Origin of the sequence: Janthinobacterium agaricidamnosum (assembly GCF_003667705.1) — a bacterium.
Taxonomy (GTDB): domain Bacteria; phylum Pseudomonadota; class Gammaproteobacteria; order Burkholderiales; family Burkholderiaceae_D; genus Janthinobacterium.
This window is the reverse complement of record NZ_CP033019.1, coordinates 6,156,493-6,183,076: the sequence shown is the minus strand read 5'-3', so window position 1 is coordinate 6,183,076 and position 26,584 is coordinate 6,156,493. Positions and strand designations below refer to the sequence as shown.

Annotated in this window: 24 protein-coding genes; 7 read left to right on the top strand and 17 right to left on the bottom strand. The window is 63.0% G+C overall.

Translation table 11 applies throughout. The features are described from left to right. Window positions 1-5 precede the first annotated feature (5 nt). The 4 genes from cpaB to D9M09_RS27880 form a co-directional block, all read right to left on the bottom strand. On the bottom strand, window positions 6-860 hold the full coding sequence (gene cpaB, locus D9M09_RS27895; protein WP_121670865.1) for a Flp pilus assembly protein CpaB: 855 nt from the start codon (window positions 858-860) through the stop codon (window positions 6-8). Continuing rightward, on the bottom strand, window positions 857-2,230 hold the full coding sequence (locus D9M09_RS27890) for an ATP-binding protein (protein WP_083287258.1): 1,374 nt from the start codon (window positions 2,228-2,230) through the stop codon (window positions 857-859). The genes cpaB and D9M09_RS27890 overlap by 4 nt, the downstream gene beginning before the upstream one ends. 93 nt (window positions 2,231-2,323) lie before the next feature. Further along, window positions 2,324-2,857, bottom strand: a complete 534-nt coding sequence (locus D9M09_RS27885) for an A24 family peptidase (protein WP_070219065.1) — start codon at window positions 2,855-2,857, stop codon at window positions 2,324-2,326. A gap of 53 nt (window positions 2,858-2,910) precedes the next feature. After that, window positions 2,911-3,093 (bottom strand): Flp family type IVb pilin, encoded by a 183-nt coding sequence (locus D9M09_RS27880; protein WP_034752975.1) that lies wholly within the window; start codon window positions 3,091-3,093, stop codon window positions 2,911-2,913. Between the two features lie 481 nt (window positions 3,094-3,574). Here D9M09_RS27880 and D9M09_RS27875 point away from each other — a divergent pair, with 481 nt between their 5' ends. Further along, the gene (locus D9M09_RS27875) at window positions 3,575-4,621 is read left to right on the top strand and encodes a GGDEF domain-containing protein (protein ID WP_070219064.1); all 1,047 of its coding nucleotides are present in this window, start codon (window positions 3,575-3,577) and stop codon (window positions 4,619-4,621) included. A 121-nt stretch (window positions 4,622-4,742) separates the two neighbouring features. Here D9M09_RS27875 and D9M09_RS27870 read toward each other — a convergent pair whose 3' ends face one another. Next, window positions 4,743-5,969: an HD-GYP domain-containing protein gene (locus D9M09_RS27870; protein ID WP_070219063.1), complete on the bottom strand. Its 1,227-nt coding sequence runs from the start codon at window positions 5,967-5,969 to the stop codon at window positions 4,743-4,745. A gap of 138 nt (window positions 5,970-6,107) precedes the next feature. Here D9M09_RS27870 and D9M09_RS27865 point away from each other — a divergent pair, with 138 nt between their 5' ends. From D9M09_RS27865 to D9M09_RS27855, 3 genes are all read left to right on the top strand, one after another. Then, on the top strand, window positions 6,108-7,037 hold the full coding sequence (locus D9M09_RS27865; protein ID WP_070219121.1) for a LysR substrate-binding domain-containing protein: 930 nt from the start codon (window positions 6,108-6,110) through the stop codon (window positions 7,035-7,037). Between the two features lie 74 nt (window positions 7,038-7,111). Then, entirely contained in the window at window positions 7,112-8,254 is a 1,143-nt protein-coding gene (locus tag D9M09_RS27860; RefSeq protein WP_121670864.1) for a hypothetical protein, read from the top strand. A gap of 242 nt (window positions 8,255-8,496) precedes the next feature. Further along, window positions 8,497-12,093: an indolepyruvate ferredoxin oxidoreductase family protein gene (locus tag D9M09_RS27855; RefSeq protein ID WP_121670863.1), complete on the top strand. Its 3,597-nt coding sequence runs from the start codon at window positions 8,497-8,499 to the stop codon at window positions 12,091-12,093. Window positions 12,094-12,125: 32 nt separating this feature from the next. On the opposite strand, the gene D9M09_RS27850 is transcribed toward D9M09_RS27855, so the two are convergent. Beyond that, a complete protein-coding gene (locus D9M09_RS27850; RefSeq protein WP_070289455.1) occupies window positions 12,126-13,136 on the bottom strand; it encodes a substrate-binding domain-containing protein in 1,011 nt (336 codons plus the stop codon). Window positions 13,137-13,571: 435 nt separating this feature from the next. Here D9M09_RS27850 and D9M09_RS27845 point away from each other — a divergent pair, with 435 nt between their 5' ends. Beyond that, the gene (locus tag D9M09_RS27845) at window positions 13,572-13,904 is read left to right on the top strand and encodes a hypothetical protein (protein WP_070313127.1); all 333 of its coding nucleotides are present in this window, start codon (window positions 13,572-13,574) and stop codon (window positions 13,902-13,904) included. A 6-nt stretch (window positions 13,905-13,910) separates the two neighbouring features. Here the strand turns inward: D9M09_RS27845 and D9M09_RS27840 are convergent, their stop codons facing one another. Next, complete coding sequence (locus D9M09_RS27840) at window positions 13,911-14,954, bottom strand: MBL fold metallo-hydrolase (RefSeq protein ID WP_070313128.1); 1,044 nt, start codon at window positions 14,952-14,954, stop codon at window positions 13,911-13,913. Window positions 14,955-15,105: 151 nt separating this feature from the next. Between D9M09_RS27840 and D9M09_RS27835 the strand changes: the two genes are divergently transcribed. After that, window positions 15,106-15,729 carry a TetR/AcrR family transcriptional regulator gene (locus tag D9M09_RS27835; RefSeq protein ID WP_070219059.1) on the top strand — a complete coding sequence of 208 codons (624 nt, stop codon included), beginning with the start codon at window positions 15,106-15,108 and terminating at the stop codon, window positions 15,727-15,729. On the opposite strand, the gene D9M09_RS27830 is transcribed toward D9M09_RS27835, so the two are convergent. After that, the gene (locus D9M09_RS27830; RefSeq protein WP_070313129.1) at window positions 15,702-16,799 is read right to left on the bottom strand and encodes a WD40/YVTN/BNR-like repeat-containing protein; all 1,098 of its coding nucleotides are present in this window, start codon (window positions 16,797-16,799) and stop codon (window positions 15,702-15,704) included. The two genes, D9M09_RS27835 and D9M09_RS27830, sit on opposite strands and share 28 nt — an antisense overlap. Window positions 16,800-16,813: 14 nt before the next feature. Continuing rightward, the gene (locus D9M09_RS27825) at window positions 16,814-17,083 is read right to left on the bottom strand and encodes a MoaD/ThiS family protein (RefSeq protein WP_121670862.1); all 270 of its coding nucleotides are present in this window, start codon (window positions 17,081-17,083) and stop codon (window positions 16,814-16,816) included. 102 nt (window positions 17,084-17,185) lie between these two features. Between D9M09_RS27825 and D9M09_RS27820 the strand changes: the two genes are divergently transcribed. After that, window positions 17,186-17,497, top strand: coding sequence for a hypothetical protein (locus D9M09_RS27820; RefSeq protein ID WP_070219056.1), 312 nt, complete (start codon window positions 17,186-17,188; stop codon window positions 17,495-17,497). Window positions 17,498-17,515: 18 nt separating this feature from the next. Here the strand turns inward: D9M09_RS27820 and D9M09_RS27815 are convergent, their stop codons facing one another. The 8 genes from D9M09_RS27815 to D9M09_RS27780 all read right to left on the bottom strand — a co-directional run bounded on the left by D9M09_RS27815 (window position 17,516) and on the right by D9M09_RS27780 (window position 26,485). Continuing rightward, window positions 17,516-19,138, bottom strand: a complete 1,623-nt coding sequence (locus tag D9M09_RS27815) for a PQQ-binding-like beta-propeller repeat protein (RefSeq protein ID WP_162995805.1) — start codon at window positions 19,136-19,138, stop codon at window positions 17,516-17,518. A gap of 170 nt (window positions 19,139-19,308) precedes the next feature. Next, entirely contained in the window at window positions 19,309-19,614 is a 306-nt protein-coding gene (locus D9M09_RS27810; protein WP_121670860.1) for a 2Fe-2S iron-sulfur cluster-binding protein, read from the bottom strand. Between the two features lie 9 nt (window positions 19,615-19,623). Continuing rightward, window positions 19,624-20,775, bottom strand: a complete 1,152-nt coding sequence (locus D9M09_RS27805) for a Gfo/Idh/MocA family protein (protein ID WP_240453501.1) — start codon at window positions 20,773-20,775, stop codon at window positions 19,624-19,626. Window positions 20,776-20,784: 9 nt separating this feature from the next. Further along, on the bottom strand, window positions 20,785-21,837 hold the full coding sequence (locus tag D9M09_RS27800; RefSeq protein ID WP_121670858.1) for a sugar phosphate isomerase/epimerase family protein: 1,053 nt from the start codon (window positions 21,835-21,837) through the stop codon (window positions 20,785-20,787). A gap of 93 nt (window positions 21,838-21,930) precedes the next feature. Further along, window positions 21,931-22,899 carry a substrate-binding domain-containing protein gene (locus D9M09_RS27795; protein WP_121670857.1) on the bottom strand — a complete coding sequence of 323 codons (969 nt, stop codon included), beginning with the start codon at window positions 22,897-22,899 and terminating at the stop codon, window positions 21,931-21,933. A 61-nt stretch (window positions 22,900-22,960) separates the two neighbouring features. Next, window positions 22,961-23,980: an ABC transporter permease gene (locus D9M09_RS27790; protein WP_121670856.1), complete on the bottom strand. Its 1,020-nt coding sequence runs from the start codon at window positions 23,978-23,980 to the stop codon at window positions 22,961-22,963. After that, window positions 23,961-25,448, bottom strand: coding sequence for a sugar ABC transporter ATP-binding protein (locus D9M09_RS27785; RefSeq protein ID WP_121670855.1), 1,488 nt, complete (start codon window positions 25,446-25,448; stop codon window positions 23,961-23,963). Before D9M09_RS27785 ends, D9M09_RS27790 begins: the two co-directional genes overlap by 20 nt. Further along, the gene (locus tag D9M09_RS27780) at window positions 25,448-26,485 is read right to left on the bottom strand and encodes a LacI family DNA-binding transcriptional regulator (protein WP_121670854.1); all 1,038 of its coding nucleotides are present in this window, start codon (window positions 26,483-26,485) and stop codon (window positions 25,448-25,450) included. The genes D9M09_RS27785 and D9M09_RS27780 overlap by 1 nt, the downstream gene beginning before the upstream one ends. Window positions 26,486-26,584: the final 99 nt, after the last annotated feature.

Here is a 26,584-nt window from a genome sequence, read left to right as displayed (position 1 = left end):
CAAGGCTAAAAACATTCGCGCGACTGGCGCGTCCCATCGATGACGCCGCTGCACTGGCGCTTGGGCTCCGGCGGCGCCTTGGCCACGCGCACGGGACGCGGCGCCACGGCCGGCACGGGCGCGGCGGCGGGAGCAGGCTCGGCTTCATGCGGTCCGCCCAGCAGGGTCAGCTTGGTGGCACCCGCCGTCACGCCCGGCTGCGGGTCGACCTGGTTGCGCAGCACCAGCGACAGGCTGCCCACGCTGCGCGCCAGATCCAGGTTTTCCGCCTGTTCCGGCGTCACTTCCAAGGTCACGGCATTGACCACGCGCGGCTTGGTCTCGTCGCGTCCCACTTCCTGCGCCACGGCCAGCACGAGGATGCGTTCGAGCACGATCTTGGAAATGTTGCGGCTTTGCGGAAACGCGCGGTCGCCGGCATCCTGCTGGGTACTGACGATGATGTCGACATAATTGCCCGGCAAGGCGAAGCCGGCCACGCCGATCACGTCGTTGACGCGCACGGTGATGGCGCGCCGCCCTTCCGTGATCAGGGCCGACAGGCCGCCCAACGTCCCCACGGGCGCCAGCTTGGCTTCGCTCAGCGGCTCGCCGCGCAGCACGCTGGTTTTCAGCACCCGTCCCGCCAGTTTCGCCGGGTCTTGCAACGCGCCTTGCGGCAAGCTTTCCGCCGGCCATTCGGCCAGGCGCAGCATCTCTGGCGTCAGGCGCTGGCCCAGGTTGACATCGCTGGCGGCGACGACGATCTTGCCCTTGCCGGCCGGCGTCTGGCGCAGCAGCCAGTGCGAGGCCAGCAGCACGGCCAGCAGACCCAGCACCACGGCCAGGCCCATCATCAGCAGGGCGCGCCGGTTTTTCATGCGATGCGCTCGCACAGGCTGGCGGCCGGCATGTCGCAACTGGCAAACAGGCTGCTCCAGGCCTGCTCCAGGGCGCCCACCGTCAGGCGCGCCTCGCTGCCGGCAAAGCCGGCGAAGTCGCCTATGCGCGCCAGCAATTCCTGCGGATAGCTGGCCAGCAGGGGCCGTCCCTGCGCGCCATGCAGCTGCAGCAGATGGTTCAGGGCCAGCTCGTCGATGGTCATGCCGGCCAGGCGGCATTGCTGGCGGAACAGGGCGCGATAGGCGTTCTCGGCCAGCGGCCCCACCTGCACCTTGTAGCCGATGCGGCGCAGCAAGGCAGGATCGAACAGCTCGCCCGGCGGCACGTTCGTGGCCAGCACGAGGGCGTTATCGAAGGGCACGCTGATCTGCACGCCGCCGGGCAGGCCCAGCTGATCGCTGCCCCGTGCCAGCGGCTGCATCAGCCGCGTCAGCAGTTCTTGCGCGCCCAGGCGCTGGCGGCCCAGGTCGTCGATGATCAGCATGCCGTTGTTGGCCCGCACATGGGGCGGCGCCTGGTAGCAGCCGCCGCTGGCGTCAAGGCGCAGCTCCAGCGTGCCGGCGTCGAGCTCGGCGCCCACGTGGATCACGGGACGCTGGCACAGCACCCAGCGGATATCCGTGCTGCGCCGCTCCAGCGCCTGGCGCGCATGGCTGACGTGCTGCGGCGCGGGCGGCAGGTGCTGGGCCGGATCGTACAACTGGATGATGTCGTGGCCGACGACGATGGCGTAGGGCACGGCGACCAGCCCGTGCAGCAATTGCCCCAGCTGCAGCGCCAGGGTCGACTTGCCGCTGCCGGGCGGACCGTACAGCAGCAGCGAGCGCCCCGAATGCAGGGCCGCGCCCACCACGTCGAGCATGCCCGGCCCCGCATGGGCGCCGCCGAGCACGGCGGCCAGGTCATCGCTGCCGACACGCTGTTCCTGCGCCAGCCACGACTGGCGCGCCACCATGGCGCGGTACGCTTCCAGGGTGACGGGAGCGGCGCCGATATACGCGCAGCGTTCAAGAAAAGCGCTGGCGCGCTGCTTGCCGGAGCCCGTCAGCTGGTACTGCACGTCGATGTCGGACTCGCCGCGCCAGGCCACTTCGGCCATCTGCTCCATCACCATGAAATCGAGCACTTCGCGCAAGATATTGATCGACAGGCGCAAGCGCGTCGTCAGCGCGGACAGATGCGTCTTGCCGCCCACAAACATCAGCTTGGCAATCAGTTCGACGACCAGCGGCCGTTCCAGCCCCGTTTCACGCAAGCTCTTCGGCTGCGGCGGCAAGGGCGGCATCAGGTTCGCGTCGGCGGGGCGCGGAACGCTGTCGGTGCTCATGGAATAGTCGACCTCGGTCATGCTGCGTCTCCTAGCCGGTTAAGACTGCTTTGAACAGAATTCATTCTAGCGAGCGGGCACTGGCGCCCATTGATTCAGAGCAATGAATGCCAATCAGAAATAATGCTGCCCTTGCACCACCAGGCAGCCCAGGGCAATGGCCAGTCCGTACGGCATGTTGCCCACGCTGGCATGGCTGCCCAGTGCGGTCGGCGCCAGGGGAATGCCGGCCATGCGCGCGATCATCGGCCACAGCAGCTGGCGCAGATTGCCGAGGCAGGCGCGCCACTTGCCCTGGTACGTGATCATCAGCACGGCCATCAGGCCGCCCAGGACAAACGTGGCGAAACAGATCTGCAGCACGGGCCAGGGACCGGCAAAGGTGCCCACCATGGCAATCAGCTTGACGTCGCCGGCGGCCATGCCGCGCAGCACATACAGAGGCAGGAACAGAAAGAAGCCCGTCGCCATGCCGCCCAGCACCAGCTGCGGCACGCGGTGCGGCCACAACCACAAATGCAGCGCCAGCGCGGCGAGCATGCCGGCCAGCACCAGCCAATTCGGAATCTTGCGTTGGATCAGATCACTGACGGCGGCCCCCGTCACGAAGCACAGCAACAGCAGGTCGCACAAGGCAGTTGCAGGCATGGCACACCTCCCGAAAAAAACCCGCTGCCGGCCGGCCAGCAGCGGGCACCCGCTTAGGGCGTCAACACCAGGTTCGACGAGATGTCGGTGAGGACGGCCAGCAAGTTGGTCTTGATCAGCAAGAATCCGGCCGTGATGGCGGTGGCCATCAAGGCCGCAATCAGGCCGTATTCGATTGCCGTAATGCCATCCTCATCCTTGACAAACTGCTGTACTGCCGACAGGAAGGTATGCATGACAAGCTCCCAAAAGTGAATCACAAGTCCCTGGCGCAATCGGGTGTGAAACATTGCCCTTTCCTGCTAATATGTTTCCTGCCGTAAATTTCTGCGCCATTGCATTGACTATAAAGCGTCCACGTTTTGGCAAATTGACGCGCCACAAGTTTCCATATGGAAATTATCAAACCTTGTCGACATGGCGGCTGGCGCAAACAAATGTTGCGATGCGGATTGAAAGCCTTCGTCAGGGCAAGTTTTTTGCAATGTAGTGCATGAATCTCATGTATTTACATGAAATATTGCATACGTTAATTGCCTATTAGGCAAAAAGACATTATCCTGCTTAGCTCTTCTTTGGAAAGGCCTCTCGCCCGGCGGTACAGAGCGTCATGCCACCAAATAAATCTTGGCTTCTTGTAGACGGACGCGAACATGCTCTTGCTTGATGCAATGCTGGTATGACGACACTTGTGTGACTACTTTCCAGAGAACGACAATGGATTCCCTACTGAAACACATGGTGGACATGACCGGGCACCGCGACCACACGATGCTCGACATTTCCGTGATCTCGGCAGTGCAGGAACTCGCTGCCGCGTCGCAGACCCGTGTGCTGGCCCTGACCACCGTGCGTGGCCAGGTATTCGTGCGGTCGCGGGCCATCATCGTGGCGGGCAGCGTGGCCCGCATGGAAGAGCATACCGACCCTACCCTGCCAGGCGAACCGCTGTCCGACTACCCGGCCCTGGCCGCCTGCATCAAGCGCCATGAAGCGAGCGCCGACACCCTGTGCGCCGACGGCCGCCACCTGCTGTGGCTGCCCATCTGGATCGGCGACCAGGTCACCACCTGCCTGGAAATCACCAACCCCACGCCCTACACGGGCGCCACCATCCAGGTGATCGGCGGCATCGTCAGCGTGTACCGCAATTTCCAGAACCTGCTCGACTACAGCGAACGCGATTCGCTCACCGGCCTGTTGAACCGCAAGACCTTCGACGACCAGCTGGCGAAAATCCTGCACAGCCGCGGCGAACCGGAAGCGGACAAGCCGCGTCCCGTCGATGAAGAACGGCGCCACCATACGGACACGGAACGGCAATGGCTGGCCGTGATTGACGTCGATCATTTCAAACTGGTCAACGATAAGTTTGGCCACCTGTATGGCGATGAAGTGCTGATCCTGATCGCCAACCAGCTGCAATCGTCGTTCCGCTCGCAAGACCGCATCTTCCGCTTCGGCGGCGAGGAATTCGTCGTGCTGCTGCGCTCGATCACCCTGGAAAATGCGCAGAAAATCATCGACCGCTTCCGCACCAATGTCGAGGCGCACGACTTCCCGCAAGTGGGCAAAGTCACCGTCAGCGTGGGCTTCGTCAGCATCAACGCCTACGAGGCGCCCGTCATCATCCTCGGCCGCGCCGACCAGGCCTTGTATTACGCCAAGAGCCATGGCCGCAACCTGGCTTGCCATTACGATGAGCTGGTCGCCAAGGGCTTGCTTACCACCATCGCCTCGAACGATACGGCGGAATTTTTCTGATCACCTGACAAAACGTCCATCGCGGCGTTGCCGGCGCTCGCCGTACTCGTCGTACTGTCTTCGCGCCAGCGCCTTGCCCTGAACGTTTTTCAGGCGCTCTTTTTCAAAGAACACACACCGTTCATGCATCCGCCAGCGAGATAAAACGCATGGGATCGACCTGCCACTTGGCCGCCGACTCATGGCCGACGATCTTGTCGGCGCCGCCAAAACCGAAGCCGCGCGACAGGTCCACCGTCTCGGGCTTGATGTAGGTCTTGCTCTTCGTACTGAAAAACACATTCACTTTCGGCGCCAGCAGATTGCTTTCGTGCGCCTCGACGACGACGGCCAGGCGGCCCGATTCCAGCATCACCATGGTGCCCACCGGATAGATGCCCACGCAGCGCATGAAATCCTGCGCAAACACGGGGTTGAAATGGAATTTGCTCCATTCATAAATCTTGCGCAGGGCTTCGGCGGCGGGAATGCCCTTGTGATAGCTGCGGTCCGACGTCAGCGCGTCGTACACGTCGACGATGGCGGCCATCTGCGCCAGCTCGCTGATGGCGTCGCCGGCCAGCTGGTCCGGATAGCCGCTGCCGTCGCGCCGCTCGTGGTGATGCAAGGCGATGTCGAGCGGAATGGCGCCCAGGTCGGGCGACTGCAGCAGGATCTCGTAGCCATCGCGCGGATGGCGCTTGATCAGGGCAAATTCCTCGGACGTGAGGGGACCGGGCTTGTTCAGCACGCTGTCGGGCACCAGCGCCTTGCCCGTGTCGTGCAGCAAGCCACCGAGGCCCGCCTGGTGCGTGGTGGCCGCATCGATGCCGCGCGAGCGGCAAAACGCCACCAGCAGCGCGCACACGCTGACGGAATGCAGGAAGGTGTAGTCATCCTTGGTCTTGATGCGCAACAAGCCGACGAGGGCGCCGGGATTGCGCAGGATCGATTCGGTAATATCTTGCACCGTGTGCTGCACGCGGTCGAGCTCGACCGCCTTGCCCAGGCGCACGTCGGCCATCACCGTACGTACCAGGCTCGCCGCCTGGCGCCGCACCTGCGCGGCGCGCGCCAGTTCCATGCCCAACGACACGCGCGTGACCACCTGCGGCGCCGCGGCGATCTGCACCAGTTCGCGCTCGGTCTCGGCGCGCGCCTGCGCCACGGTGGGCGCATCCTGCACGTCGAGGCCCTTGCCGCTGTCGATCACCACGTCGTGGATGCCGGCCTGCACGATCTTGCGGATTTCATCGTCGCTGCGCAACAGAAAACGGTTGCGCACGAACGGATGCGTCATCCAGTCACAACTGAGGTCATGAATGTACATGCCCACTTTTAATTGAGACGAATCAACTTTCTTGAGCATGCTGTCATCCCACAAATACGCGGCTGGAGCACCGAAGGCGCTAGAATGAGTATAACAAAATTGTTATTCTGCTGGCCGCGTTCGGCGCTGCGGCGCAACACCCTGTTTTTTCCGCTCACCGCACCGCTATTGGGACCCATGGAACTGCGCCAATTACGCTACTTTGTCGCCATCGTCGACCACGGCTCGCTGTCGCGCGCGGCCCTGATCCTGCACGTGGCGCAGCCGGCCCTGACGCAGCAGCTGCGCCAGCTGGAAGAGGAACTGGGCGTGCAGCTGCTGCACCGCTCGGCCCAGGGCGTGCTCAGCACGGATGCGGGCAAGGTGTTTTACGAACATGCGCAGGCGATCCTGAAACAGGTGGCGGACGCCCGCTCGGCCGTTACGCAAAGCGCCACGCGGCCGTCCGGCAATGTCACCCTGGGCTTGCCGCACAGTATCTCCGGCGCCCTGGCCCTGCCCCTGCTGCTGGCCGCGCGCGAACGCTATCCCGAGATCACCCTGCAACTGACGGAAGAAATCACGGGCAACCTCAATGCACAGCTCAAATCAGGCCGCATCAATCTGGCCGTGCTGTTCGACGATGGCCAGCTGACGCCGTTTTCCTGCTGCCCCCTGGTGGAGGAAGAAATGCGTTTTATCTGCCGCAGCGATTCGCCGTTCGCGCCCCCGGGCACGGCGCTGTCATTCGCGCAGGCATTGAGCGCCACCCTGATCCTGCCGGGCCTGCAGCATGGCGTGCGCCCCCGCATCGACAGCCGCGCCCGCGAACTGGCACTGGAGACGGCGAACGTGATCGAGATCAACTCGATCGCCATCCTGAAATCGGCCATCCTGGCCGGCATGGGCGCTACCATCCTGCCCGCCGCGCCCCTGCTGGCCGAACTGGACAGCGGCGCCATGCGCAGCTACGCCATCCACAGCCCCGTGCTGTCGCGCACGGTGGCCCTGTGCGCCTCGAAAAACATTCCCCTCACCAATGCAGGCAACGCCGTGAAAAACCTCGTGCTGCAAGTGGCCGCCGAACTGTGCGGCAGCGGACGCTGGGTGGGGGCGCACGTGCTGTAGCGTGAATTATTTTTCCAACAATAATTTCTCAAAAGAAATAAAATGATGGTCTTATTCATTTCACCATCGTCATCATGTTCTTGCTTACCACTTCCTTGCGCCGTCTGGCGGCAAGCGCCGTCCTGCTGCTACTGATGCAGGGCGCTCAAGCCGCGCGCCCTCAATCCGAATTTCCCTTGCGCGAGGTGCTGCTCAGCGATGTTGCGCAGCCCATCGAAAGAAAAGAAATCGAGGTGGTGGTATTTATTGCGCCGGAAAGTTGTACGCCCAAGACCCATGAAAGTACCTGGGGTACCATCGTCTCGTCGGACAACACCTCCCTGTTCAAAAGCTGGGCTTGCCGTGCCTATGTCGACGCTGCCAAGGATCCGAAAGAAGAATTCGCCTTCGTCCCCATGCCACCCGCGTTCAAGCGACCATCCATCCTCGACACCGTGCAGGGACTGCCTGCCAGCACGACGGGGCGGCGCTACGTGGCGTTGATCGACTGGAAATATGCCGATACCACGCTAGGAAAATGCAATAGCTTTGGCTGCTACTCCAGCCTCGTCATGCTCATTGAAACGGTGGTATACGACCGGGTTGCAGCCAAAACGATCTGGCATTCCATCGAAACGACACGCGCCGCGATGAAGGGACTCAGCTACGATGTCAAAGAGGCAAATCGTATAGGGCCACTGCACGTTGCCATTACGCTGAACGCGATCATTGAGCGCAAAACCGTGCAACAAGCCGAGGAACAAGGCATGCGCCGTACGACCGCCCTCGAGCCGTCGAATGTGCCAGGACAGGCGGGCACGGCACTCAACAAAAAAGCCAATCTGATCTTCTTTAACCGCATGCCGCAAGAAACAGTGGATAGCGAGAAATTCGACAGTGGCAGGAAATTCTATGATATCCAGTCCAGCCATCTGCAGGGCCGCGCGAAAAAAACCTCTTACTATAATGACTCCAAGACCCATGTGGCGCTGGAACTGCCGCCGGGCACGTACGAAATCGCCTTCTACAAAGACCGCAAGACCTTCGATATCAAGGAAAATGGGCCTCCCGTCTACCTGAGCTTTGATAACGGTATCTTCAGCACCATCAGTATCAATGAACTCAGTCCGCAAAAAGCCCTGGAACTGACGCAAGACTCGCTCAATGCCCTGCTGCCCGAGTTGACGCCCGTCGCCTATCCCTTGCGCGCGCGCAAGCTGCAATGGACGCAGCCCTAAGCGGGCACGGCAGACAGGGCCTGTCTTGCGGCGCAAGGCAGGCCATCATTTTTTCTTATACCCCCATCGCCAAAGCGTATTTGCCCGTTCCTCACGGTCGTTCTACACTGACCACATTAACTATTTTAAATTTAAACTAGTTATGTGCCGCCCACACGCGGCCATCCCGTCTGCACAGTACGCGCCTTACCGGGCGCGTCCCTGGTACAGCCGATATCTGAAACACCCTTTTGGAGACAGCCATGTCCGTGACCACGGAAAACGGCTCCGCAGCGTTCGCTAGAAACGCCGGTGCCGCGCCATCTACGCCCCCCGACACATCCCGTTTGACCACCGTCAGCCTCGACGACAAATACACGGCCACATCCGGCGCCATCTTTCTGTCCGGCATCCAGGCCCTCGTGCGCCTGCCCATGATGCAGCGCTTGCGCGACCAGGCCGCCGGCCTGAACACGGCCGGTTTCATTTCCGGCTACCGCGGCTCACCGCTGGGCGGCCTCGACGAAAACCTGTGGAAAGCGAAAAAGCAGCTGGAAGCGCACCACGTGCAGTTCGTGCCCGGCGTCAACGAAGACTTGGCCGCAACGGCCGTCTGGGGTTCGCAGCAGGTCGACCTGATCGGCCCGGCCAAGTACGACGGCGTGTTCGCCATGTGGTACGGCAAGGGCCCGGGCGTGGACCGCTGCGGCGATGTCTTCAAGCACATGAACCATGCGGGAACGTCCAAACTGGGCGGCGTGCTGCTGGTGGCCGGCGACGACCATGGCGCATACTCATCGACCCTGCCGCACCAGTCCGACCATCTGTTTTCCGCCTCGATGATCCCCGTCCTGTATCCATGCAATGTGCAGGAATACCTGGACCTGGGCATCCACGGCTGGGCCATGTCGCGCTTTTCAGGTTGCACGGTGGCCTTCAAGGCCCTGGCCGACACGGTCGAATCGTCGGCCTCCATCGACGCCGACCCGTTCCGCGTGGAAGTCAAGATTCCGCAGGACTTCGTCATGCCCGAAGGCGGCCTGAATGCGCGCCTGTCGAGCATCCCGCTGGGCCAGCAGGCGCGCAACCAGGAAGCGCTGATGCAGGACTACAAGATCTATGCGGCCCTGGCCTACGCGCGCGAAAACAAGCTCAACCATACGACCATCGACAGTCCGAACGCCAAGCTGGGCATCATCGCCTCCGGCAAATCGTATCTGGACGTGCTCGAAGCGCTGGAAGAGCTGGGCATCGACGAGCAGATGGCGGCCGACGTGGGCATGCGCCTGTTCAAGGTGGCCATGCCGTGGCCGCTGGAACCGGACAGCGTGCGCGAATTTGCGCAAGGTCTCGATGAAATTCTCGTGGTCGAAGAGAAGCGGCAGATCGTCGAATACCAGCTCAAGGAACAGCTGTACAACTGGCGCGACGACGTGCGCCCTAGAGTCATCGGCAAGTTCGACGAAAAAGGCGAATGGGTGGCGCCGCGCGGCGAATGGCTGCTGACCTCGAAGGCGGATTTTTCCGTCTCGCAAGTGGCAAGAGTCATCGCCAGCCGCATCGCGCGCCTGATTTCCGATCCTGTCACCTGCGACCTGATCAAGGCGAGACTCAGTTTCCTCGACGCCAAGGACGCGGTCCTGAAAAAGGCCGTGAATACGCCGTTCCGCCCCGCGTTTTACTGCTCCGGCTGCCCGCACAATACCTCGACCAAGGTGCCGGAAGGCAGCCTGGCGCTGGCCGGCATCGGCTGCCACGTGATGGCGACCTCGATCTATCCGGAAATGAACAAGCTGACCACGCACATGGGCGGCGAAGGCGCGCCGTGGATCGGCCAGGCCGCGTTCTCGGAATTGCCGCATGTGTTCCAGAACCTCGGCGACGGCACCTACTTTCATTCGGGCTACCTGGCCATCCGCGCCGCGCAGGCGGCCAAGGTCAACATCACCTACAAGATTCTGTACAACGACGCCGTCGCCATGACGGGCGGCCAGCCCGTGGACGGCCTGATCACCGTACCCATGATGGCGCAGCAGGTGGCCGCCGAAGGCATCGCCCGCATCGCACTGGTCACGGAAGATCTGTCACGCTACAGCGACCGCAGCAACCTGCCCGCCCACCTGACCTTGCACGACCGCAAGGATATGGATGCCGTGCAGCGCGAATTGCGCGAAGTACCCGGCGTGTCCGTGCTGATCTACGACCAGACCTGCGCGGCCGAGAAACGCCGTCGCCGTAAAAAAGGAGAGTATCCCGATTTGCCCAAGCGCATGGTCATCAACGACGCCGTCTGCGAAGGCTGCGGTGACTGCGGCGTGCAGTCGAACTGCGTGTCGATCTTGCCGAAGGAAACGGAATTTGGCCGCAAGCGCACCATCGACCAATCCTCGTGCAACAAGGATTACTCGTGCGCCAAGGGTTTCTGCCCCAGCTTCGTCACCGTCGAAGGCGGCAGCCTGAAGAAAACCAAGACGGGTGCCAGTAAAGCGGGCGAGACGGACAACTTCGGTCCGCTGCCGGAACCTGTATTACCCGATTGCGACGCGCCGTACAACATCCTGATCAACGGCATCGGCGGCACAGGCGTCATCACCGTGGGCGCGCTAATGGGCATGGCCGCCCACCTGGAAGGCAAGGGCGCGTCCGTGCTGGACATGACGGGCATGTCGCAAAAGAACGGTTCCGTCACCTCGCACGTGAAGATCGCCAAGTCCCCGGCGCACATCCGCGCCCAGCGCATCGCCACGGGCGAAGCGGACCTGATCCTGGGCTGCGACATGCTGACGGCCGGCGCGCAGGATGCCGTGTCGAAAATGCGTCCTGGCCGCAGCCTGGCCGTCGTCAACCTGCACGAGCAACCGCCGGGCACGTTTGCGCAAAATGCGGACTGGCAATATCCAGCGGCGGAAGTGCGCCAGCTGATCGAGGAATCCGTGGGCGGCGCGGACGCGGCCGACTTCATCGACGCGACGAAATTGGCCACCGCGCTGATGGGCGACTCGATCGCCGCCAACCTGTTCATGCTCGGCTACGCCTGGCAAAAGGGCCGCATTCCGTTGACGGAGGCGGCCCTGCTGCGCGCCATCGAATTGAACGGCGTGGGGATCGAATCGAACAAGAAAATCTTTTTGTGGGGCCGCCGCGCCGCCGTCGACGTGCGCCGTGTCACGCAAATCGCCACGCCGGCGCAAGCGATCATCGTGCAAATGCCGCAAAGCCTCGATAGCGTCATCAAAAAACGCGTGGAGTTTCTCACCGCGTATCAAAACGCCGCGTATGCGGATGGTTATGCCACCCTGGTGAAACAGATGCGCGACCGTGAAAACACCCTGGGACTGGGCCAGAAGCTGTCGACGGCCGTCGCCAGGAGCTATTTCAAGTTGCTGGCCTACAAGGACGAGTATGAAGTGGCGCGTCTGTACACCGATGGCCGTTTCGTCGAGCAGTTGCAGCAGCAGTTCGAGGGTAATTTCTCCGTGAAATTCAACCTGGCGCCGCCGCTGTTTGCCAAGAAAGATGCGAAGGGGCATCTGGTGAAAGCGGAGTTCGGTTCCTGGATGTGGCGCGCCTTTAAGCTGCTGGCGAAAGCCAAGGGGCTAAGAGGCGGCACCTTCGACGTCTTCGGTTATACGGCCGAGCGCAAGATGGAACGCGCGCTGATCGTCGAATACCGCGAACTGCTGGCAGGACTGCTGGTGAACCTGACGGCGGAAAACCTGCCTACCTGCGTAGAACTGGCGTCGCTGCCCGAAAAAATCCGCGGCTTCGGCCACGTCAAGGAAGCGGCCGTCGATACTTACCGCAAGGACAAGGCGAGGTTGCTGGCCGTGCTGGCGGATGGCAGCAAGCACGCGGCATAAAAGACAACGCAGAGCCTCGGCTCTGCGTTTTTTTATTCCGGACAGCGCCCCACGGTCGCCCCCGGCAACAGCACCGGTTGCCAGATTTCCTGCAGCCGTTCCGGCGGCGTGCCGGCCAGCAAGGATTGCAGCATTTCCACCATCTTGGCGCCGGCGCGGCGCAGGTCGGGCTGGTCGATGGTGGTGACGTTGATGCCGATCAAGGTATCTTCCACATTGCCCCAGACGATGACGGAGATCTCCTTGCCGATCTCGATGCCCGCATCCATCAGCGCGCGCACCACGCCCACGCCGGACAGGTGGTTGTCGACGATGACGGCCGTGGGACGGGGCGAGCAAGCCAGCAATTGCTGCATGGCCTGGTAACCGCTGCGGCGATCAAAAGTATTGTCGAGCAGATAGTTGGGGTCCAGCGGCAGGCCCGCTTGCGCCATGCAGCGGATAAAGCTTTCCTTGCGCTCATAAGCAAAGTGCAGCTCCAGCGGCGCGCTCAGCAAGGCGATGCGCTGGTGGCCATGGGCCGCCAGGAAAGACACGGCCAGGTCGATGCCCGTGTCGTTGTCGTAATCAAAATACGCGTAGGGCGCGTCGATGCGCGTGCGGCCGTTCGCGACAAAGGGAAAACCGACTTTCGTCAAATACGCGATACGCTCGTCGACCACCTTGGTGCGGCCCACCACGAGGCCATCGACCTGGCGCCCGCGCACCATGTTTTCATATGACGGCTGTTCGTTCTGCGGCGACACGGGGGCGATGATCAGGCTCATCTTCGACGCTTCGACGGCGTCGGACATGCCATTGACCACGGAAAGAAAGACGCTGTCGCCCAGGTCGCTGGGCAGCAGCGGATAGATCATGCCGAGCACATTCGTGCGGCCGACGGCCAGGCTGCGCGCCAGGGGGTTGGGCCGGTAGCCAACTTTCTTGGCGGCGGCCAGGACGATTTCACGGGTGCGGGAATTGACTTCCGGATAGCCGTTCAACGCCCTGCTGACTGTCGTTTTCGACATGCCGAGGGCAATTGCGAGGCTCTTGAGATTCATGTTAACTACCTGTCTGTATGGCAAAAGAAACCAACTCTGACCGTCCATTATAGCCCAGAGCGCCAAACAGGCGGCACATGACCGTGCGCCAACATGGTAGAAAAACAACAACTTATTGGATTTTTAAAAATTGTCTTTTGAGAAATAAGCGTGTTTGCCGCGTCAGCAGCAGGGCATGATGAATGGCACACAAACAATTGCTGTTATCGATAGCGTGTACTTACTTTATTCTCTATCTCGCCACGTGCGGCATGCCGCTGCGGCACGGCATAGCGCGCACGATAAGATTATCAAGAAAACATAATTCACTGGAACTGTGCGAGAATTTATCCTACTCTTGACTAAGGTAAAGATTGCCTGCAGACATGCCGCAGCCCCTGGCCTGCATTCTTCCTCTTGTGTACACGCCTGGGCATACTTTCAAAGGTGAACAATGTGGTATCGCTAACGTCCGTCAACAATCTGCAAGCCTCGCTGGCCAAGGCGCAGCGCCGGGTCGAACAAGGCCAGAACCAGGTACAGCGCGACAGCGAACAGCTGGCACAAAGCCGCCAGTTGCTGGCGCGGGAACAGGAATCGCTGAGCCAGACCCAGCGCAGCAGCCAGCAAGCGCAGGCCGATGCCCCGGCCGCCGTCAAGGCGCCGCAGCTGGACCAGGCGATCAAGGTGGCCGTGCCGCAGCAAGCCATCCCGGCCGCGCCGAAAAGCACGCCCCAGCTGAACGGCTATGGCCAGACCCTGGGACGTCTGATCGATGTGACGGCTTGAGCCAGCTTACTTCGCCATCTCCTCTTCCAGCATCGCCAGCCACCATTTATTCCCCTTCTTCGGCTGCGCCAGGTCGACCGCCTCGCCCATCTGCGGCGTGGCCAGGTTGACGCCCTGCTTGGCCGCCAGTCCCGTGATGCGGTCGAACGGTTCGTGCCAGGCATGCAGACCCAGGTCGAACGTGCCGTTATGCACGGGCATCAGCCACTTGCCGCGCAAGTCCAGGTGCGCTTGCAGGGTTTCCTCCGGCTGCATGTGCACGTCCGGCCACAGCTTGTCGTAGGCGCCCGTCTCGATCATGGTCACGTCGAACGGACCGTACTTGTCGCCGATCTGCTTGAAACCGTCGAAATAGCCGGAGTCGCCGCTGAAAAACACGCGCACCTCGGGCGCGTCGATGACCCACGACGCCCACAGGGTTTGATTGCTGTCAAACAAGCCCCGCCCCGAGAAATGCTGCGATGGCGTCGCCACCAGCTTCACGCCCCCAATCGTCGTCCCCTGCCACCAGTCGAACTGCTGCACCTTGTCCTTCGGCACGCCCCATTCGACGAGGGTGTCGCCCACGCCCAGCGGCGCGACGAAGTGTTCGGTCTTGGCGGCCAGTTGCAGCACGGCGGCATGGTCGAGGTGGTCGTAATGGTTATGCGACAGGATGATGGCCTTGATCGGCGGCAAGTCGGCGATGCTGATGGGCGGCTGGTGGAAACGTTTGGGTCCCGCCCACTGCACCGGTGAGGCGCGCTCGGAAAACACGGGGTCGGTAAGGAAGAATTCGTTATTCAGTTTCAGCAACAGGGTCGAATGGCCGAGGCGAAACAGGCTATTGTCCGGCGCGGCCAGCAGTTGCGCCCGGGTCAGGGCTTGCACGGGCACAGCCGCAGCCGGTACCGTGCTGTCGGGCTTATCAAAGAGAAATGTCCACATCAGCTTGAGCGTTGCCGCCGTGCCCAGCTTGTGCATTTGCACGGGATTGCGGAACTTGCCTTCGAGGCGTTGCGGTGATTCGGTCGGCGCGACGGGCGCGGCGCGCAAGGTGCAAGAACTCATGATGATCAGAACTCCCAAGAATAAGATGCGGTACATATGCAGCCCGGTCAATAAAATACAAGGATTAAATTACACTACACAGTGTAGTTCCTATTTCTGGCAAAGTAAACCAGGAGGTGTAAAATATTGTTTTCAAAGGAGATTTTCAGCCATGGCCGCACCGCAACGCCTCACCGACCGCAAGCGCGTCGCCATCGTCGATGCCGCCATCGCCGAGTTCCGCGAGCACGGTTTCGATGCGACCAGCATGGACAAGATCGCCGCCACGGCCGCCGTGTCCAAGCGCACCGTGTACAACCATTTCCCCAGCAAGGACGAGCTGTTCGCGGAAATCCTGCAGCGCATGTGGGAAAGCAGCATGGCCCAGCCTGCCGTGCCCTATGTGGCCGACCAGCCGCTGCGCCCGCAAGTGCTGGCCCTGGTCGAGCAGAAGATGGCCTTGCTGTGCGATCCGGCCTTCATCGACCTGGCGCGCGTGATCTTTGGCGAAACCATCCACTCGCCCGAGCGCGCGCAAGCGATGGTGGCGCGCCTGAATGAAAAGGAAACGGGCCTGAATATCTGGATCCGCGCGGCGCAGCAAGACGGACGCATCAAGGCGGGCGAGACGCTGGAAGTGGGACACCTGCTGATGGCTCCATTGAAGACCTTTGCCTTCTGGCCACAGATCACCCTCGGTGAACCGCTGCTGAGCCCGGCACGCCAGCGCGAAGTGACGGCACTGGCCGTCGATATCTTCCTGTGCTATTACGGCGTGGCAAAACAGACGGCATAAACGGGCGGCAAGTGGGCAGACAGCGTCTGCCAATGTTCGCCCTCGTCGCCCGAATACCAGGCGCCGCCCGTCGTCGACGCCATCAATAAACTGCGCCCGTCGTCGGCCAGCGCCAGCCCGTGGCGGTAGATGAGGTCGTAGCAATGCTGCTGCGGCAATCCCGCGCGCAACACTTCAAACGTTTTCCCGCCGTCGCGCGTGCGCGTCACGGCCAGCGCGCCATCGATGGGTATGCGCAGCACGTCCGCCTGCGCCGGCACGAACCAGGCCGTGTCGCCATCGCGCGGATGCACGGCCACGGCAAAGCCGAAATGCGACAGCGGCGCCGTCGTCACTTCCTGCCAGTGCCAGCCCGCGTCAAGCGAGCGCCAGATACCGTTATGGTGCTGGCACCACAACGCGTCCGGCGTGCCGGCGCTGCGCACGATGCGGTGCGGGTCTTGCACGGCCTCGTTTTCATCGAGTTCGGGCGGCATGTAGTCGGCGCGCATGCCCGTCGCGCTCAAGGCCCAGCTGGCGCCGCCATCAGCCGTTTGCCACACACCGCCGCAGGACACGCCGACCAGCACGGTATTGCTGTCGCGCGGGTCGACGCAGATGCTGTGGATGCCGGGCACGTCGTAGCCGCCGCCAAACCACTGCGCCCGCTGCGGCACGTTCCACAACGCTTCCACCAGCTGCCAGCTGTCGCCGCGGTCGCTGGAACGGAACAGGCCGCCAGGTAAAGTCCCTGCCCACAGTACGCCGGGCTGGTCCGCGCCGCCGGCCGCCAGCGACCAGATCTGCCGCACCGTCCAGTCCACCGTATCGCTGCTGCCCTCGGGCTTGGCGGGATAGGCGGGCACGGCGACTTCATGCCACGCGCCGGCGCCCGCGTCGAGGCGGTGCAGCTTGGCGCCGAAGTGGCCCAGGTTCAGGGCTGCGTACACGGTGCCGTCGCGGCCATCGTGCAGCAGCATGGAAACGGGATCGCCGGCAAACTGCACCAGCGCCAGCTGCCAGGCGCCGGCCGCATCGACATCGAACCGGAACAGCCCCTTGCGGGTGCCGAGATACGCGCGCTGCGCCATGCCTGGTCCCATGATTAACCTCCGGAAAGTGCCTGCAAGATATAAACTTGGCTGTCGGGCCGCAAGGCGTCGTCCAGCACGCTGCGCTCGCGGCAGCGCACGCCGTCGATGAAGATCACCACATTGGGACGCAACGCGCCCTGTTCGTCGAGCACGTAGCCGCGCAGGCGCGGCTGCTGGGCAAAGACGCTGTCCAAGGCGGCACGCAGGCGTGGCGCGGACACGTCCACCGAGGGGACGTTCAGGAAGCGTGCCAGTTGTTGGGTAAAATGCAATTGCGCCATGCTGCCTTCGACGTCATCGGCCTGGACTCATTCTAGTCCGATTCGCCGACGATGCAACGGCGATACCGCTAAAATAGCGGCAAGCACACAAGGAGGCCAGGCATGACGATTACCCCGGAAGAACTAGCGGTGCTGATGCAGGAAGTGGAAGTGGCCGATCCCATCGATTTTGCCGACCTGCCCTTCAACGAGCAGGAATTGCGCGGACTGATCGCCAACCACCTGTGCGAGATGGCCGACGCCATGGAAAGTTTCAGCCCGGAAGACCGCAACCTGGCCCTGCTGGCCGTGGCGGCCAAGCTGGTTCTGGAAAACCTCGTATTGCACGTGCAGTTGCTGCGCCGCCACGGCTTGCCCGTCAGCGACGGCGTGGAAGCGCTGCTGCAGCGTTTGAAGAACCCGGGCAAGCCCTGACTACGGCGCGGCAAGCCGCTATTGCAGGTTGATGGCGGTCAACACCATGCTGCTGCCAGGTAAATCCGTGCCTTGGCGGATGTACAGCACGCCATGCCGCGACAGCGCCAGGCTGCCGCCCATGCGGTAGGTCCAGACGGTCTTGCGGCTGGCCAGGTCGATCGCATAGGTATTGTTGCGCCCGCCAACAAACAGCAGATTGCCGGTGACGATCAGATCGCCGCCAAAATACCCATCAAGGGCCGTATCCAGGGGCCAGCGCCATAGGAGCGCACCGTCGGCGAGCTGGCGTGCTTCGAGCGCCTGACCGGCCTGGTTGCCCACGTACACGACGCCCCGCGCCACCACTGGCTGCGTGCTGAACTGCCCCTGCACCGTCCAGCGCACGGCGCGGCTATCCACGTCAACCAGACTCAAGCTGTTATCTGCCGCCTCGCCGGCCAGCGGTCGCTGATTGAGCACCAGCACGCGGCCCGCCTCGGCCAGCACGGGCGCCTGGCGCAGGCTGCTCTTGTTCAAGCCGCCCAGCACCTGGCCCGGCACCGCCACGCTGAAGCGCGTCGTGCCATCGGCGATATTGAACGCCGTCAATGTCCCTGCCGCATGGCTGTACACCGTGCTCGCATTGACGGCGGGTGTCCACTCATCAACATTGCCCAGCTTGGACAAGCCCAGGCTGGCAGACCAGCGTGTCTGGCCCGTCGCCGCACCGATGGCACTCACGTCGTTATTCCCGCCCAGGTAGACATTGCCGTCCAAAAAGGTGGGCGCCGTCGCCAGGGAAACACCCAGCAGTGCGCCATTCGTATTCGGCGGACGCACGCCGAGCGGCGCGCCACCAGCAAGCGCGTCAAAGACATACACGGTATCGCTGCCCGCCATGGCCAGCTTGCCGCCCGACACGGCCGGCGCGCCCAGGTAACCGTCCGACGTGAGCGACTGCGTCCAGCGCGCCTGGCTGTCGCTCTCGCTGAGCGCCGTCACCGTCGATGTGGTCACATATTTGCTGCTGCCGTCCGCCGGCGCGGCGGACTGCTGGCTGACATACACGAGGCCGTTGGCCGTCACCACGGGACTGCCGACGACCGCGCGCGGGGAGCTCGCGCCCAGCCAGGTCCAGCGGCGCGTGAAGCGGCGGCTGTCGAAGGTGGCCGGCACCAGGCCCGTATGCGCGGCATTGCCATTCACGCCTTCCCAGTCGTCCACGCCGGGCAGGGCTTGCAAGGCGCCCATGCTGCCGGCGAGCGGCGCGACAATGACCTTGTAATCCATGCTTTCCGTCTTGTACAGGCCTACCGTGGCGGGCAAGGACAGCTCGATCTTGCCCGTGTACTCGCCGGGAAGCAGGCCAGGCACCGTTTTGAACGTCAGCCGCCAGCTGCCATCGGCCTGCTTCTGGCGGTCGGCCACCTGCAGCACGAGCGCCGTGCCGCTGGCGGGTTTTTCCTGCGGCTGGGGACGCGCATCGCTCACGCCATCGGCCAGGCGCACTGTCACGCGAATATCATCGCAGGTGGCGCCAGGCTGGGCCGTGCAGCTGCCGCTCACCTCCGCCAGCGTCATGCCGGGTTTTTCCTGCAAGCCAGGCGGCACGCCAACGGCGCTGCCGGAACCGCCGCCACAGGCGGACAAGGTAGTCATGATAGCCAACGCCAATGCGGCGGCCTGCCGCAACGAAGGGAATAATGTGCGCATGCAATGTCCATGTTGAGGTTTCATTTCCTCCCCAATGGAGGTGTGCTGGAAACCTGGACTGAATGTTATAGCATGAGAAACATTGTTAAAATCTAACAGATACTCACAACAACGCTTTACTTGCGCACGGCGCGCGCCTGGATGGTGATATCGCTTTCGGCCACGGCCACGCAGGGCAGGATGTAGCCGTCGAGCCGTTCATCGGGGCTGATGCCGGGCCAGTCCACCGTGTAGCGGATCTTTCCTTCGGGCATGTGACAAATGCACGTGCGGCACGTGCCGTTGCGGCAGGAACTGAGCAGGCGGATGCCGGCCAGCTCGGCGGCGGCCAGCACGGTGGTGCCCGCCTCGGCCGGGAATTGCCAGCCTTGCGGGACGATGGTGACGGTAAACGTGGTGGTGGTAAAGGGGAGCGCGCTCATGCGCCCAGTTTAACAGTCCGCCAGGGTGGTCCAGGTAGCGCCCTGCGCATGGCTGCGCAGCACGGCCTCGGCAAAGGCCAGGCCCGCCACGCCATCGGCCACCGTCGGCAGCCAGCGCGCCGCTTCCGGTATCGGCGTCTCCGCCTGCAGGGCGCGAATGGCCAAGGCAGCATCGAGGTACAGCTGGGCGAACGCTTCCAGATACCCTTCCGGATGGCCGGCCGGCACGCGCGTGGCGTGGCGCGCGGCGGCGCTGTCGACCCGGCCCGGACGCAGCAGCTGGCGGTTGCCGCCCTGCGGCGTGAACCATAACGCGTTCGGCTGTTCCTGGTCAAAGTCCAGCTGCGCCTTGCTGCCGAACAGGCGCAATCGCACCGTGTTTTCGCAACCGGTCGCCACCTGGCTGGCCCACAAGGTACCTTTGGCTCCGTTGGCATAGCGCAGCATCACCTGCACGTGGTCGTCCAGGGTGCGGTGCGGAACAAAAGTCGACAGTTCCGCCAGCACGGCGTGCGGCGTCAAGCCGCTGACGAACTGCGCCAGGTGATACGCGTGCAAGCCCACGTCGAGCAGGGTGCCGCCCGGGCCGGCCTTCTGCGGGTCGTTATGCCAGTTGCCTTCATTCATGCCGCCCGCCGCGATGGCGTCGGCCAGCCAGTCCTGTGAATATTCGACTTGCACGAGGCGCAATTCGCCGATGTCACCCGCCTCGACCATGGCTTTCGCATGGCGCAAGAGCGGGTAGCCGCTGTAGGTATGCGTGAGCGCAAACAGCAGATTTTTCTGCCTGGCCAGCGCCGCCAGCGCCTGGCCTTCCGCCAGAGAGATGCCCAGCGGCTTGTCGCAGATCACGTGGATGCCCGCTTCCAGGAACGCCGTGGCGACGGGCGCGTGCAAATGGTTCGGCGTGACGATGGCCACGGCCTCGATGCCGTCGGGCCGCAGGCTTTCGGCCTGCGCCATGGCGCGGTAATCGCTGTAGCAACGGTCGGGCGCCAGGTGCAGCGCCGCGCCGCTATCGCGCGCGCGCTGCGGGTCGGACGACAGGGCGCCCGCCACCAGTTCGTACTGGTCGTCGATGCGCGCCGCGATGCGGTGCACGGCGCCGATGAATGCGCCCTGCCCGCCCCCTACCATGCCCAGCCGTAAGCGTCGCTGCATGTCGTCTCCCTATTTCAATCCCAACAAATGGTTGATCTGGCCCTGGTCTACGGCGCTGCCCGCGAAATCGTCGAACGCATGTTCGGCCACGTGGATGATGTGGTCACGGATGAAACGTGCGCCCTCTGCCGCGCCATCTTCCGGGTGTTTCAGACAGCATTCCCATTCCAGCACGGCCCAGCCGGGGAAGTCATACTGCGCCATCTTCGAGAAAATCGCCTTGAAGTCGATCTGCCCGTCACCGAGCGAGCGGAAGCGTCCGGCCCGGTCCTGCCAGTCGCCATAGCCGCCATACACGCCCTGGCGCCCGTTGGGCCGGAACTCCGCGTCCTTGACGTGGAAGGCCTTGATGCGCGCATGATAAATATCAATGAACGCCAGGTAATCGAGCTGCTGCAGCACGAAGTGACTGGGGTCGTACAGAATCGATGCGCGCGGGTGGTCGTGGACGGCGGCCAGGAAACGCTCGAACGTCACGCCGTCGTGCAAGTCCTCGCCCGGATGCAATTCATAGCAAAGGTCCACGCCGGCCGCGTCGAACGCATCGAGGATGGGCAACCAGCGTTTCGCCAGCTCGGCAAATGCCGTTTCCACCAGTCCGGCCGGGCGCTGCGGCCACGGGTACAGATACGGCCAGGCCAGTGCGCCGGAAAACGTCACGTGCGCCTTGAGGCCCAGGCGTTGCGAGGCGGTGGCAGCCCACAGCAGTTGCTGCGTGGCCCAGGCCGTGCGCGCGGCAGGATCACCGCGTACTTGTTCTGGCGCAAAGCCGTCGAACAGCGCGTCGTAGGCCGGATGCACGGCGATCAGCTGGCCCTGCAAGTGCGTCGACAATTCCGTCACCTGCAAGCCATGGCGCGCCAGCAGGGCGACCACGTCGTCGCAGTACTGCTGGCTGACAGCCGCCTGCTCCAGGTCGAACAAACGCGGCGCCGTCGGCAGCTGCAAGCCCTTGTAGCCCAGGCCGGCCGCCCATTGCGCCAAGTGCTCGAGCGAGTCGAACGGCGGCTCGTCGCCGAGAAACTGGGCCAGGAAGATGGCCGGGCCCTGGATGGTTTTCATGTCAATGTCCTGTTGGAGAAAGCCGGGGTCAGACCCTCAATGCCGCTAACGCAAAGGTCATTGCTGGCGTGCGAGGGGGTCTGGCCCCAGAATTTAAAAAGGCGAGTTCGGAAAGTAAAACTGCTTGGCGTTCTCGCGCGTGATCAGCACCGAGGGGATGATCGTGTTGGCCGGCAATTTATCACCTTTCAGGCGCGCTTCCGTCGTCAGCTTGATGGCGTCGTACATGAACTTCGGCGAGTAGGACACGTCGGCCACGATCAGCGGGTCGGAACCGTCCATGATCTTTTTCACGGCGCCCTTCGCGCCGGCACCGCCGAACACCTGCTTGATGTCCGTGCGCTTGGCTTGCGCGATGGCTTTCTGCACGCCGATGGCCATGTCGTCATCGGCGGCCCAGACGGCGTCGATGTGCTTGAAGCGGGTCAGGTAATCCTGCATGACCTTGAAGGCATCGTCGCGGTTCCAGTTGCCATACTTGGCGTCGAGCACCTTGATCTCGGGATGGCCCTTCATCACGGCAGAAAACGCGTCAAAGCGCTCGTTGTCCAGGGTGGTCGGCATGCCGCGCAGCACGACGATATTGCCCTTGCCATTCAGACTTTTCGCCAGGTATTCGGCTGGCAGCTTGCCGAACGCCGTGTTGTCGCCCGCGATGTACGCATCCTGCGACTGCGTGTTCGTCAAGCCACGGTCCACCACCGTCACGTACACGCCCTTGTTTTTCACCTGCGCCACGGGCTGCGTCAGCGAGGCCGATTCGATGGGAAAGATCACCAGGGTGTTGATCTTATTCACCGTCAACATATCCTGCAACTGGTTCGCCTGTTCGGGCGCCGTGGTGGCCGTCTTGACGATGATTTTCAGCCCCGGATGGGCCTTTTCCAGCTCCGCCTTGGCCTGGTTGGCCCACCAGACGATGCCCGAGGTAAAACTGTGCGTGGCCGTGGGAATGGCCACGCCGACGACCAGCTTGTCAGCCGCTTGCGCCGGCCCCATCGGCAGCGCCCACGCCTGCATCACCAGCACTGCCATTCCTGCTACCCGTATAAAGCTCTTCATGCTGCTCTCCTCCAAGGTTGTGGGCGCCCGTTGGCCGCCCTTTCAGAACGCCGCTCTTGTTTTATTTGCGGCCTCGCTGCAGGAAGGCGACGGCGATGATCACCACGCCTTGCACTGCGGCATTCAGGTAGACACTGATGATGCTGGTCAAATTCAGGATATTGCTGATCACGGAGAGCAGGATGGCGCCGATCACGGTGCCGACGATGCGCCCTTCTCCCCCTTTCAGGGCCGTGCCGCCGACGACGACGGCGGCGATCGCTTCGAGTTCCCACAGCAAACCCGTCGTCGGCGTGGCCGAGCCCAGGCGCGGCACATACAGCACCGTGGCGATGCCCACGCAGACGCCCAGCAGCATGTAGGTGGCGATTTTCACCTTGTCGACGTTGATGGCCGCATAACGCGCCACTTGCTCGTTGGAACCAATCGCCTGCACGTGGCGGCCGAACGTCGTGCGGTTGAGGATGATGGCGCCGGCGGCGGCGACGAACAGGAAAATCCAGATCGGGATCGGCGCGCCAAGCACGCTCGTGTAATAGACGGGGCTGTACAGCTCGGACAGCGTGGCGTCCAGGGTCAGCGCGCCGCCGTCGGCCAGATACGTCAAGACGGCGCGGAAGATGCCAAGCGTGCCCAGGGTGACGATGAACGGTTCGATATTGCCCTTGCTGATCAACAAGCCGTGCATCAGGCCGAAGCCGGCACCGAGGATCAATGCCATGGCGATGCCCAGCACCAGCATGGTGATCGGCGCCAGGTCACCGCCCGCGCCTTGCGCCAGCGCATTCATGAAATAGATCATGCAGCCGGCGATCAAGGCCGCCATGGAGCCGACCGACAGATCGATGCCGCCGGAGATAATCACGAACGTCATGCCCACGGCGATGATGCCAATAAACGCCGTGCGCGTGAGCACGTTCATCAGGTTATCGAGGGTGGCGAAGTCGCCATTGAGCAAAGTGCCCGCGATGCACAGAGCTAACAAGCCCAGCACGGGGCCGAAACCCTTGATGCGCGCGCCAAAGCGGGCAACGGCGGTGGCAAGCGGGGATACGGTGGTGTCAGTGCGTGCCGGTTGCATGGGCAATCAACTCCTCTTCGGTCAGGTGGTCAGCAGACAGGGTGGCTTGCAGGGTGCCGGCGCGCATCACGGCGACCCGGTGGCACAGGCCGATCAATTCGATCAATTCCGATGAAATCACGATCACGGCGCGCCCTTCGGCAGCCAGGCGGTGGATCAGAAAGTAAATATCGCGCTTGGCGCCCACATCCACGCCGCGGCTCGGTTCATCGAGCACGACGACGCGGGGGTCCGAATGCAGGTATTTCGCCAGCGCCAGCTTTTGCTGGTTGCCGCCCGACAGCATGCGCGCGCGACTGTCCAGGTCGCCCGTGCGGATATTGAAATCGTCAACCGCCCTGGCCAGCGCCGCCTTTTCCGCTTTCAAGTCCAGCCACGGCCGCGCATAGCGCTCCATCGTCATCATGGTGAGGTTTTCCCGCAAGCCCAGGTTTACGTGCAGTCCTTTTCCCTTGCGGTCTTCGCTCAGATACGTCATGCCGTGCTGCATCGCTTGCCTGGGCGTGCGGATATCCATAGCTTGGCCATTGAGATGGATCAACCCCGCGCTGCGCGGACGCAAGCCCAGCAAGGCCTCGAACGATTCCGTGCGCCCCGCGCCCACCAGGCCCGCAAAGCCCAGCACTTCACCGGCGCGCACCTCGAACGACAGCGCTTTCGCCCAGCCGGGCACGCTCAAGCCATCGACCTTCAGCAGGATCGGGGCATCGGGCGCCAGCGCCACTTTCGCGGGGAACATGTCGGACAATTCGCGCCCCACCATCAGGTTCGCCATCTGCTGACGCGTGAGGCTGGCCGTCGGCTCGCGCGTGACGAAACGCCCGTCGCGCATGACGATGACTTCGTCCGTGTTGCGCTCCACTTCGTCGAGCTTGTGGGAAATGTAGAGGATGGTGACGCCGTCCGCCTTCAGCTGCGCCATCACGGCGAACAGGCGCTGGGTTTCCGACGACGTCAGGGTGGCCGTCGGCTCGTCCATGATCAAAAAGCGGGCGCGGCGCGACAGGGCCTTGGCGATTTCCACCAGCTGTTTCTCGGCGACGATCAGGTCGCGTATTTTGGTGTCGGGCGAGACGTCCAGCCCCACCTGTTTCAGATAGCGCGACGCTTCTTCGCGCATGGCCGCCTCGTCCAGCAGCCAGCCGCGCGTCTTTTCGTGGCCTAAAAACATGTTTTGCGCCACCGTCAGGTGCTCGGCCAGGTTGAATTCCTGGTGGATCAGCACGATGCCGGCGCTCTCCGCCGCGCGCGAACTGGCGAAGCGCCGGGGCTGGCCATCGATCAGCAGCTGGCCTTCGCTCACGCTCTCGTAGCCGGCGAGGATTTTCATCAGGGTCGACTTGCCGGCGCCATTTTCACCCAGCAAGCCATACACGCGTCCCGGCGCCAGGGTAAAACTGACGCCATGCAAGACGCGCACGGGGCCGAAATCCTTGCACACCCCCTCGAAACCGACGGCAACGCTCACTATGCACTCCCTCGCAAGACCAAGTTATGTTCCAGCAACACGCCCGGCACGCTGGCTGCCGGGTCCGCCAAGCGCTGCAGCAGCAGGCGCGCCGCCGTCTCGCCCAGTTCGCGCATCGGCTGCGCGATGGTGGTCAAACCCGGGTCGATCTGCGCGGCGATGGCGATATCATCGAAGCCGATGACGGCCACGTCTTCGGGCACGCGTTTTTTCAGCTGGCGCAGCGCGCTCAGCACGCCGATGGCCAGGGTATCGGAGACGGCGAAGATGGCCGTCGGCGCATCGGGTCCCGCCATCATGCGCAGGGTGGCGGCCGTGCCCGCTTCATAGTCGAGGCTTTGCACCGTGTGCACCCACTGCGGCTGCACGGGCAAGCCGGCCGCCGCCAGGGTGTCCAGATAGCCTTGCTGGCGTTGCCGCGCGTACAGATAGCGTTCGTCAGAATTGATCAGGCCGATGCGCGTATGGCCGCGCGACAGCAGATGCGCGACGGCATCCGACGCTGCCCGGTGGTTGTCGATGCCGACATAGGGCACGGCCACGCCGGGGTCGAATTCGCAGCAGGCCACCCACGGCAGGCTGACGGATTCATGCGACAGCGCATGCTGCACCGTGTCCGGATCGAGGCAGATGGCGCCGTCGGCGCGGTGCATGCGCAGCAAGTCGAAGTAGGAGCGCTCGCGGCCCGCATCGGCACCCGTGTCGCACAGCAATACAAAGTAGCCGTGCTCGCGCGCCACCGTATCGATGCCGCGCACGATCTGCGCATAGAAGGGGTTGCCCACGTCGGGCACCATGGTGAGCAGCATGCGGCTCTCGGCCGTGCGCAGGCTGCGCGCCAGGTGGTTCATGCGGTAGCCGAGCGCGGCCACGGACGCGAGCACCTTGTCGCGCGTGGGCGCCCGCACGCCTGCCTGCTCGTTCATCACGCGCGAGACGGTGGCCACCGACACGCCCGCATGTGCGGCGACGGCGCTGATGGAGACGGTTTCGGTCGGCAGGGAAGACGGGACGGCTGGCGGCATGGGGCTTTTCATATAAATGTAATCGATTACATTTATAGGCCAGTCACGCGCGCGATGCAAACATTATCGATGCTGCAATGCGCAAAAAACAGGCAGGAAAAGAGAAAAAAC

What these genes read in the sequence shown, in the direction of transcription:
- cpaB (WP_121670865.1), bottom strand. Translation starts at nt 860, where the DNA reads ATGAAAAACCGGCGCGCCCTGCTGATGATGGGCCTGGCCGTGGTGCTG.
- D9M09_RS27890 (WP_083287258.1), bottom strand. Translation starts at nt 2,230, where the DNA reads ATGACCGAGGTCGACTATTCCATGAGCACCGACAGCGTTCCGCGCCCC.
- D9M09_RS27885 (WP_070219065.1), bottom strand. Translation starts at nt 2,857, where the DNA reads ATGCCTGCAACTGCCTTGTGCGACCTGCTGTTGCTGTGCTTCGTGACG.
- D9M09_RS27880 (WP_034752975.1), bottom strand. Translation starts at nt 3,093, where the DNA reads ATGCATACCTTCCTGTCGGCAGTACAGCAGTTTGTCAAGGATGAGGAT.
- D9M09_RS27875 (WP_070219064.1), top strand. Translation starts at nt 3,575, where the DNA reads ATGGATTCCCTACTGAAACACATGGTGGACATGACCGGGCACCGCGAC.
- D9M09_RS27870 (WP_070219063.1), bottom strand. Translation starts at nt 5,969, where the DNA reads ATGCTCAAGAAAGTTGATTCGTCTCAATTAAAAGTGGGCATGTACATT.
- D9M09_RS27865 (WP_070219121.1), top strand. Translation starts at nt 6,108, where the DNA reads ATGGAACTGCGCCAATTACGCTACTTTGTCGCCATCGTCGACCACGGC.
- D9M09_RS27860 (WP_121670864.1), top strand. Translation starts at nt 7,112, where the DNA reads ATGTTCTTGCTTACCACTTCCTTGCGCCGTCTGGCGGCAAGCGCCGTC.
- D9M09_RS27855 (WP_121670863.1), top strand. Translation starts at nt 8,497, where the DNA reads ATGTCCGTGACCACGGAAAACGGCTCCGCAGCGTTCGCTAGAAACGCC.
- D9M09_RS27850 (WP_070289455.1), bottom strand. Translation starts at nt 13,136, where the DNA reads ATGAATCTCAAGAGCCTCGCAATTGCCCTCGGCATGTCGAAAACGACA.
- D9M09_RS27840 (WP_070313128.1), bottom strand. Translation starts at nt 14,954, where the DNA reads ATGAGTTCTTGCACCTTGCGCGCCGCGCCCGTCGCGCCGACCGAATCA.
- D9M09_RS27835 (WP_070219059.1), top strand. Translation starts at nt 15,106, where the DNA reads ATGGCCGCACCGCAACGCCTCACCGACCGCAAGCGCGTCGCCATCGTC.
- D9M09_RS27830 (WP_070313129.1), bottom strand. Translation starts at nt 16,799, where the DNA reads ATGGCGCAGCGCGCGTATCTCGGCACCCGCAAGGGGCTGTTCCGGTTC.
- D9M09_RS27825 (WP_121670862.1), bottom strand. Translation starts at nt 17,083, where the DNA reads ATGGCGCAATTGCATTTTACCCAACAACTGGCACGCTTCCTGAACGTC.
- D9M09_RS27820 (WP_070219056.1), top strand. Translation starts at nt 17,186, where the DNA reads ATGACGATTACCCCGGAAGAACTAGCGGTGCTGATGCAGGAAGTGGAA.
- D9M09_RS27815 (WP_162995805.1), bottom strand. Translation starts at nt 19,138, where the DNA reads ATGACTACCTTGTCCGCCTGTGGCGGCGGTTCCGGCAGCGCCGTTGGC.
- D9M09_RS27810 (WP_121670860.1), bottom strand. Translation starts at nt 19,614, where the DNA reads ATGAGCGCGCTCCCCTTTACCACCACCACGTTTACCGTCACCATCGTC.
- D9M09_RS27805 (WP_240453501.1), bottom strand. Translation starts at nt 20,775, where the DNA reads ATGCAGCGACGCTTACGGCTGGGCATGGTAGGGGGCGGGCAGGGCGCA.
- D9M09_RS27800 (WP_121670858.1), bottom strand. Translation starts at nt 21,837, where the DNA reads ATGAAAACCATCCAGGGCCCGGCCATCTTCCTGGCCCAGTTTCTCGGC.
- D9M09_RS27795 (WP_121670857.1), bottom strand. Translation starts at nt 22,899, where the DNA reads ATGAAGAGCTTTATACGGGTAGCAGGAATGGCAGTGCTGGTGATGCAG.
- D9M09_RS27790 (WP_121670856.1), bottom strand. Translation starts at nt 23,980, where the DNA reads ATGCAACCGGCACGCACTGACACCACCGTATCCCCGCTTGCCACCGCC.
- D9M09_RS27780 (WP_121670854.1), bottom strand. Translation starts at nt 26,485, where the DNA reads ATGAAAAGCCCCATGCCGCCAGCCGTCCCGTCTTCCCTGCCGACCGAA.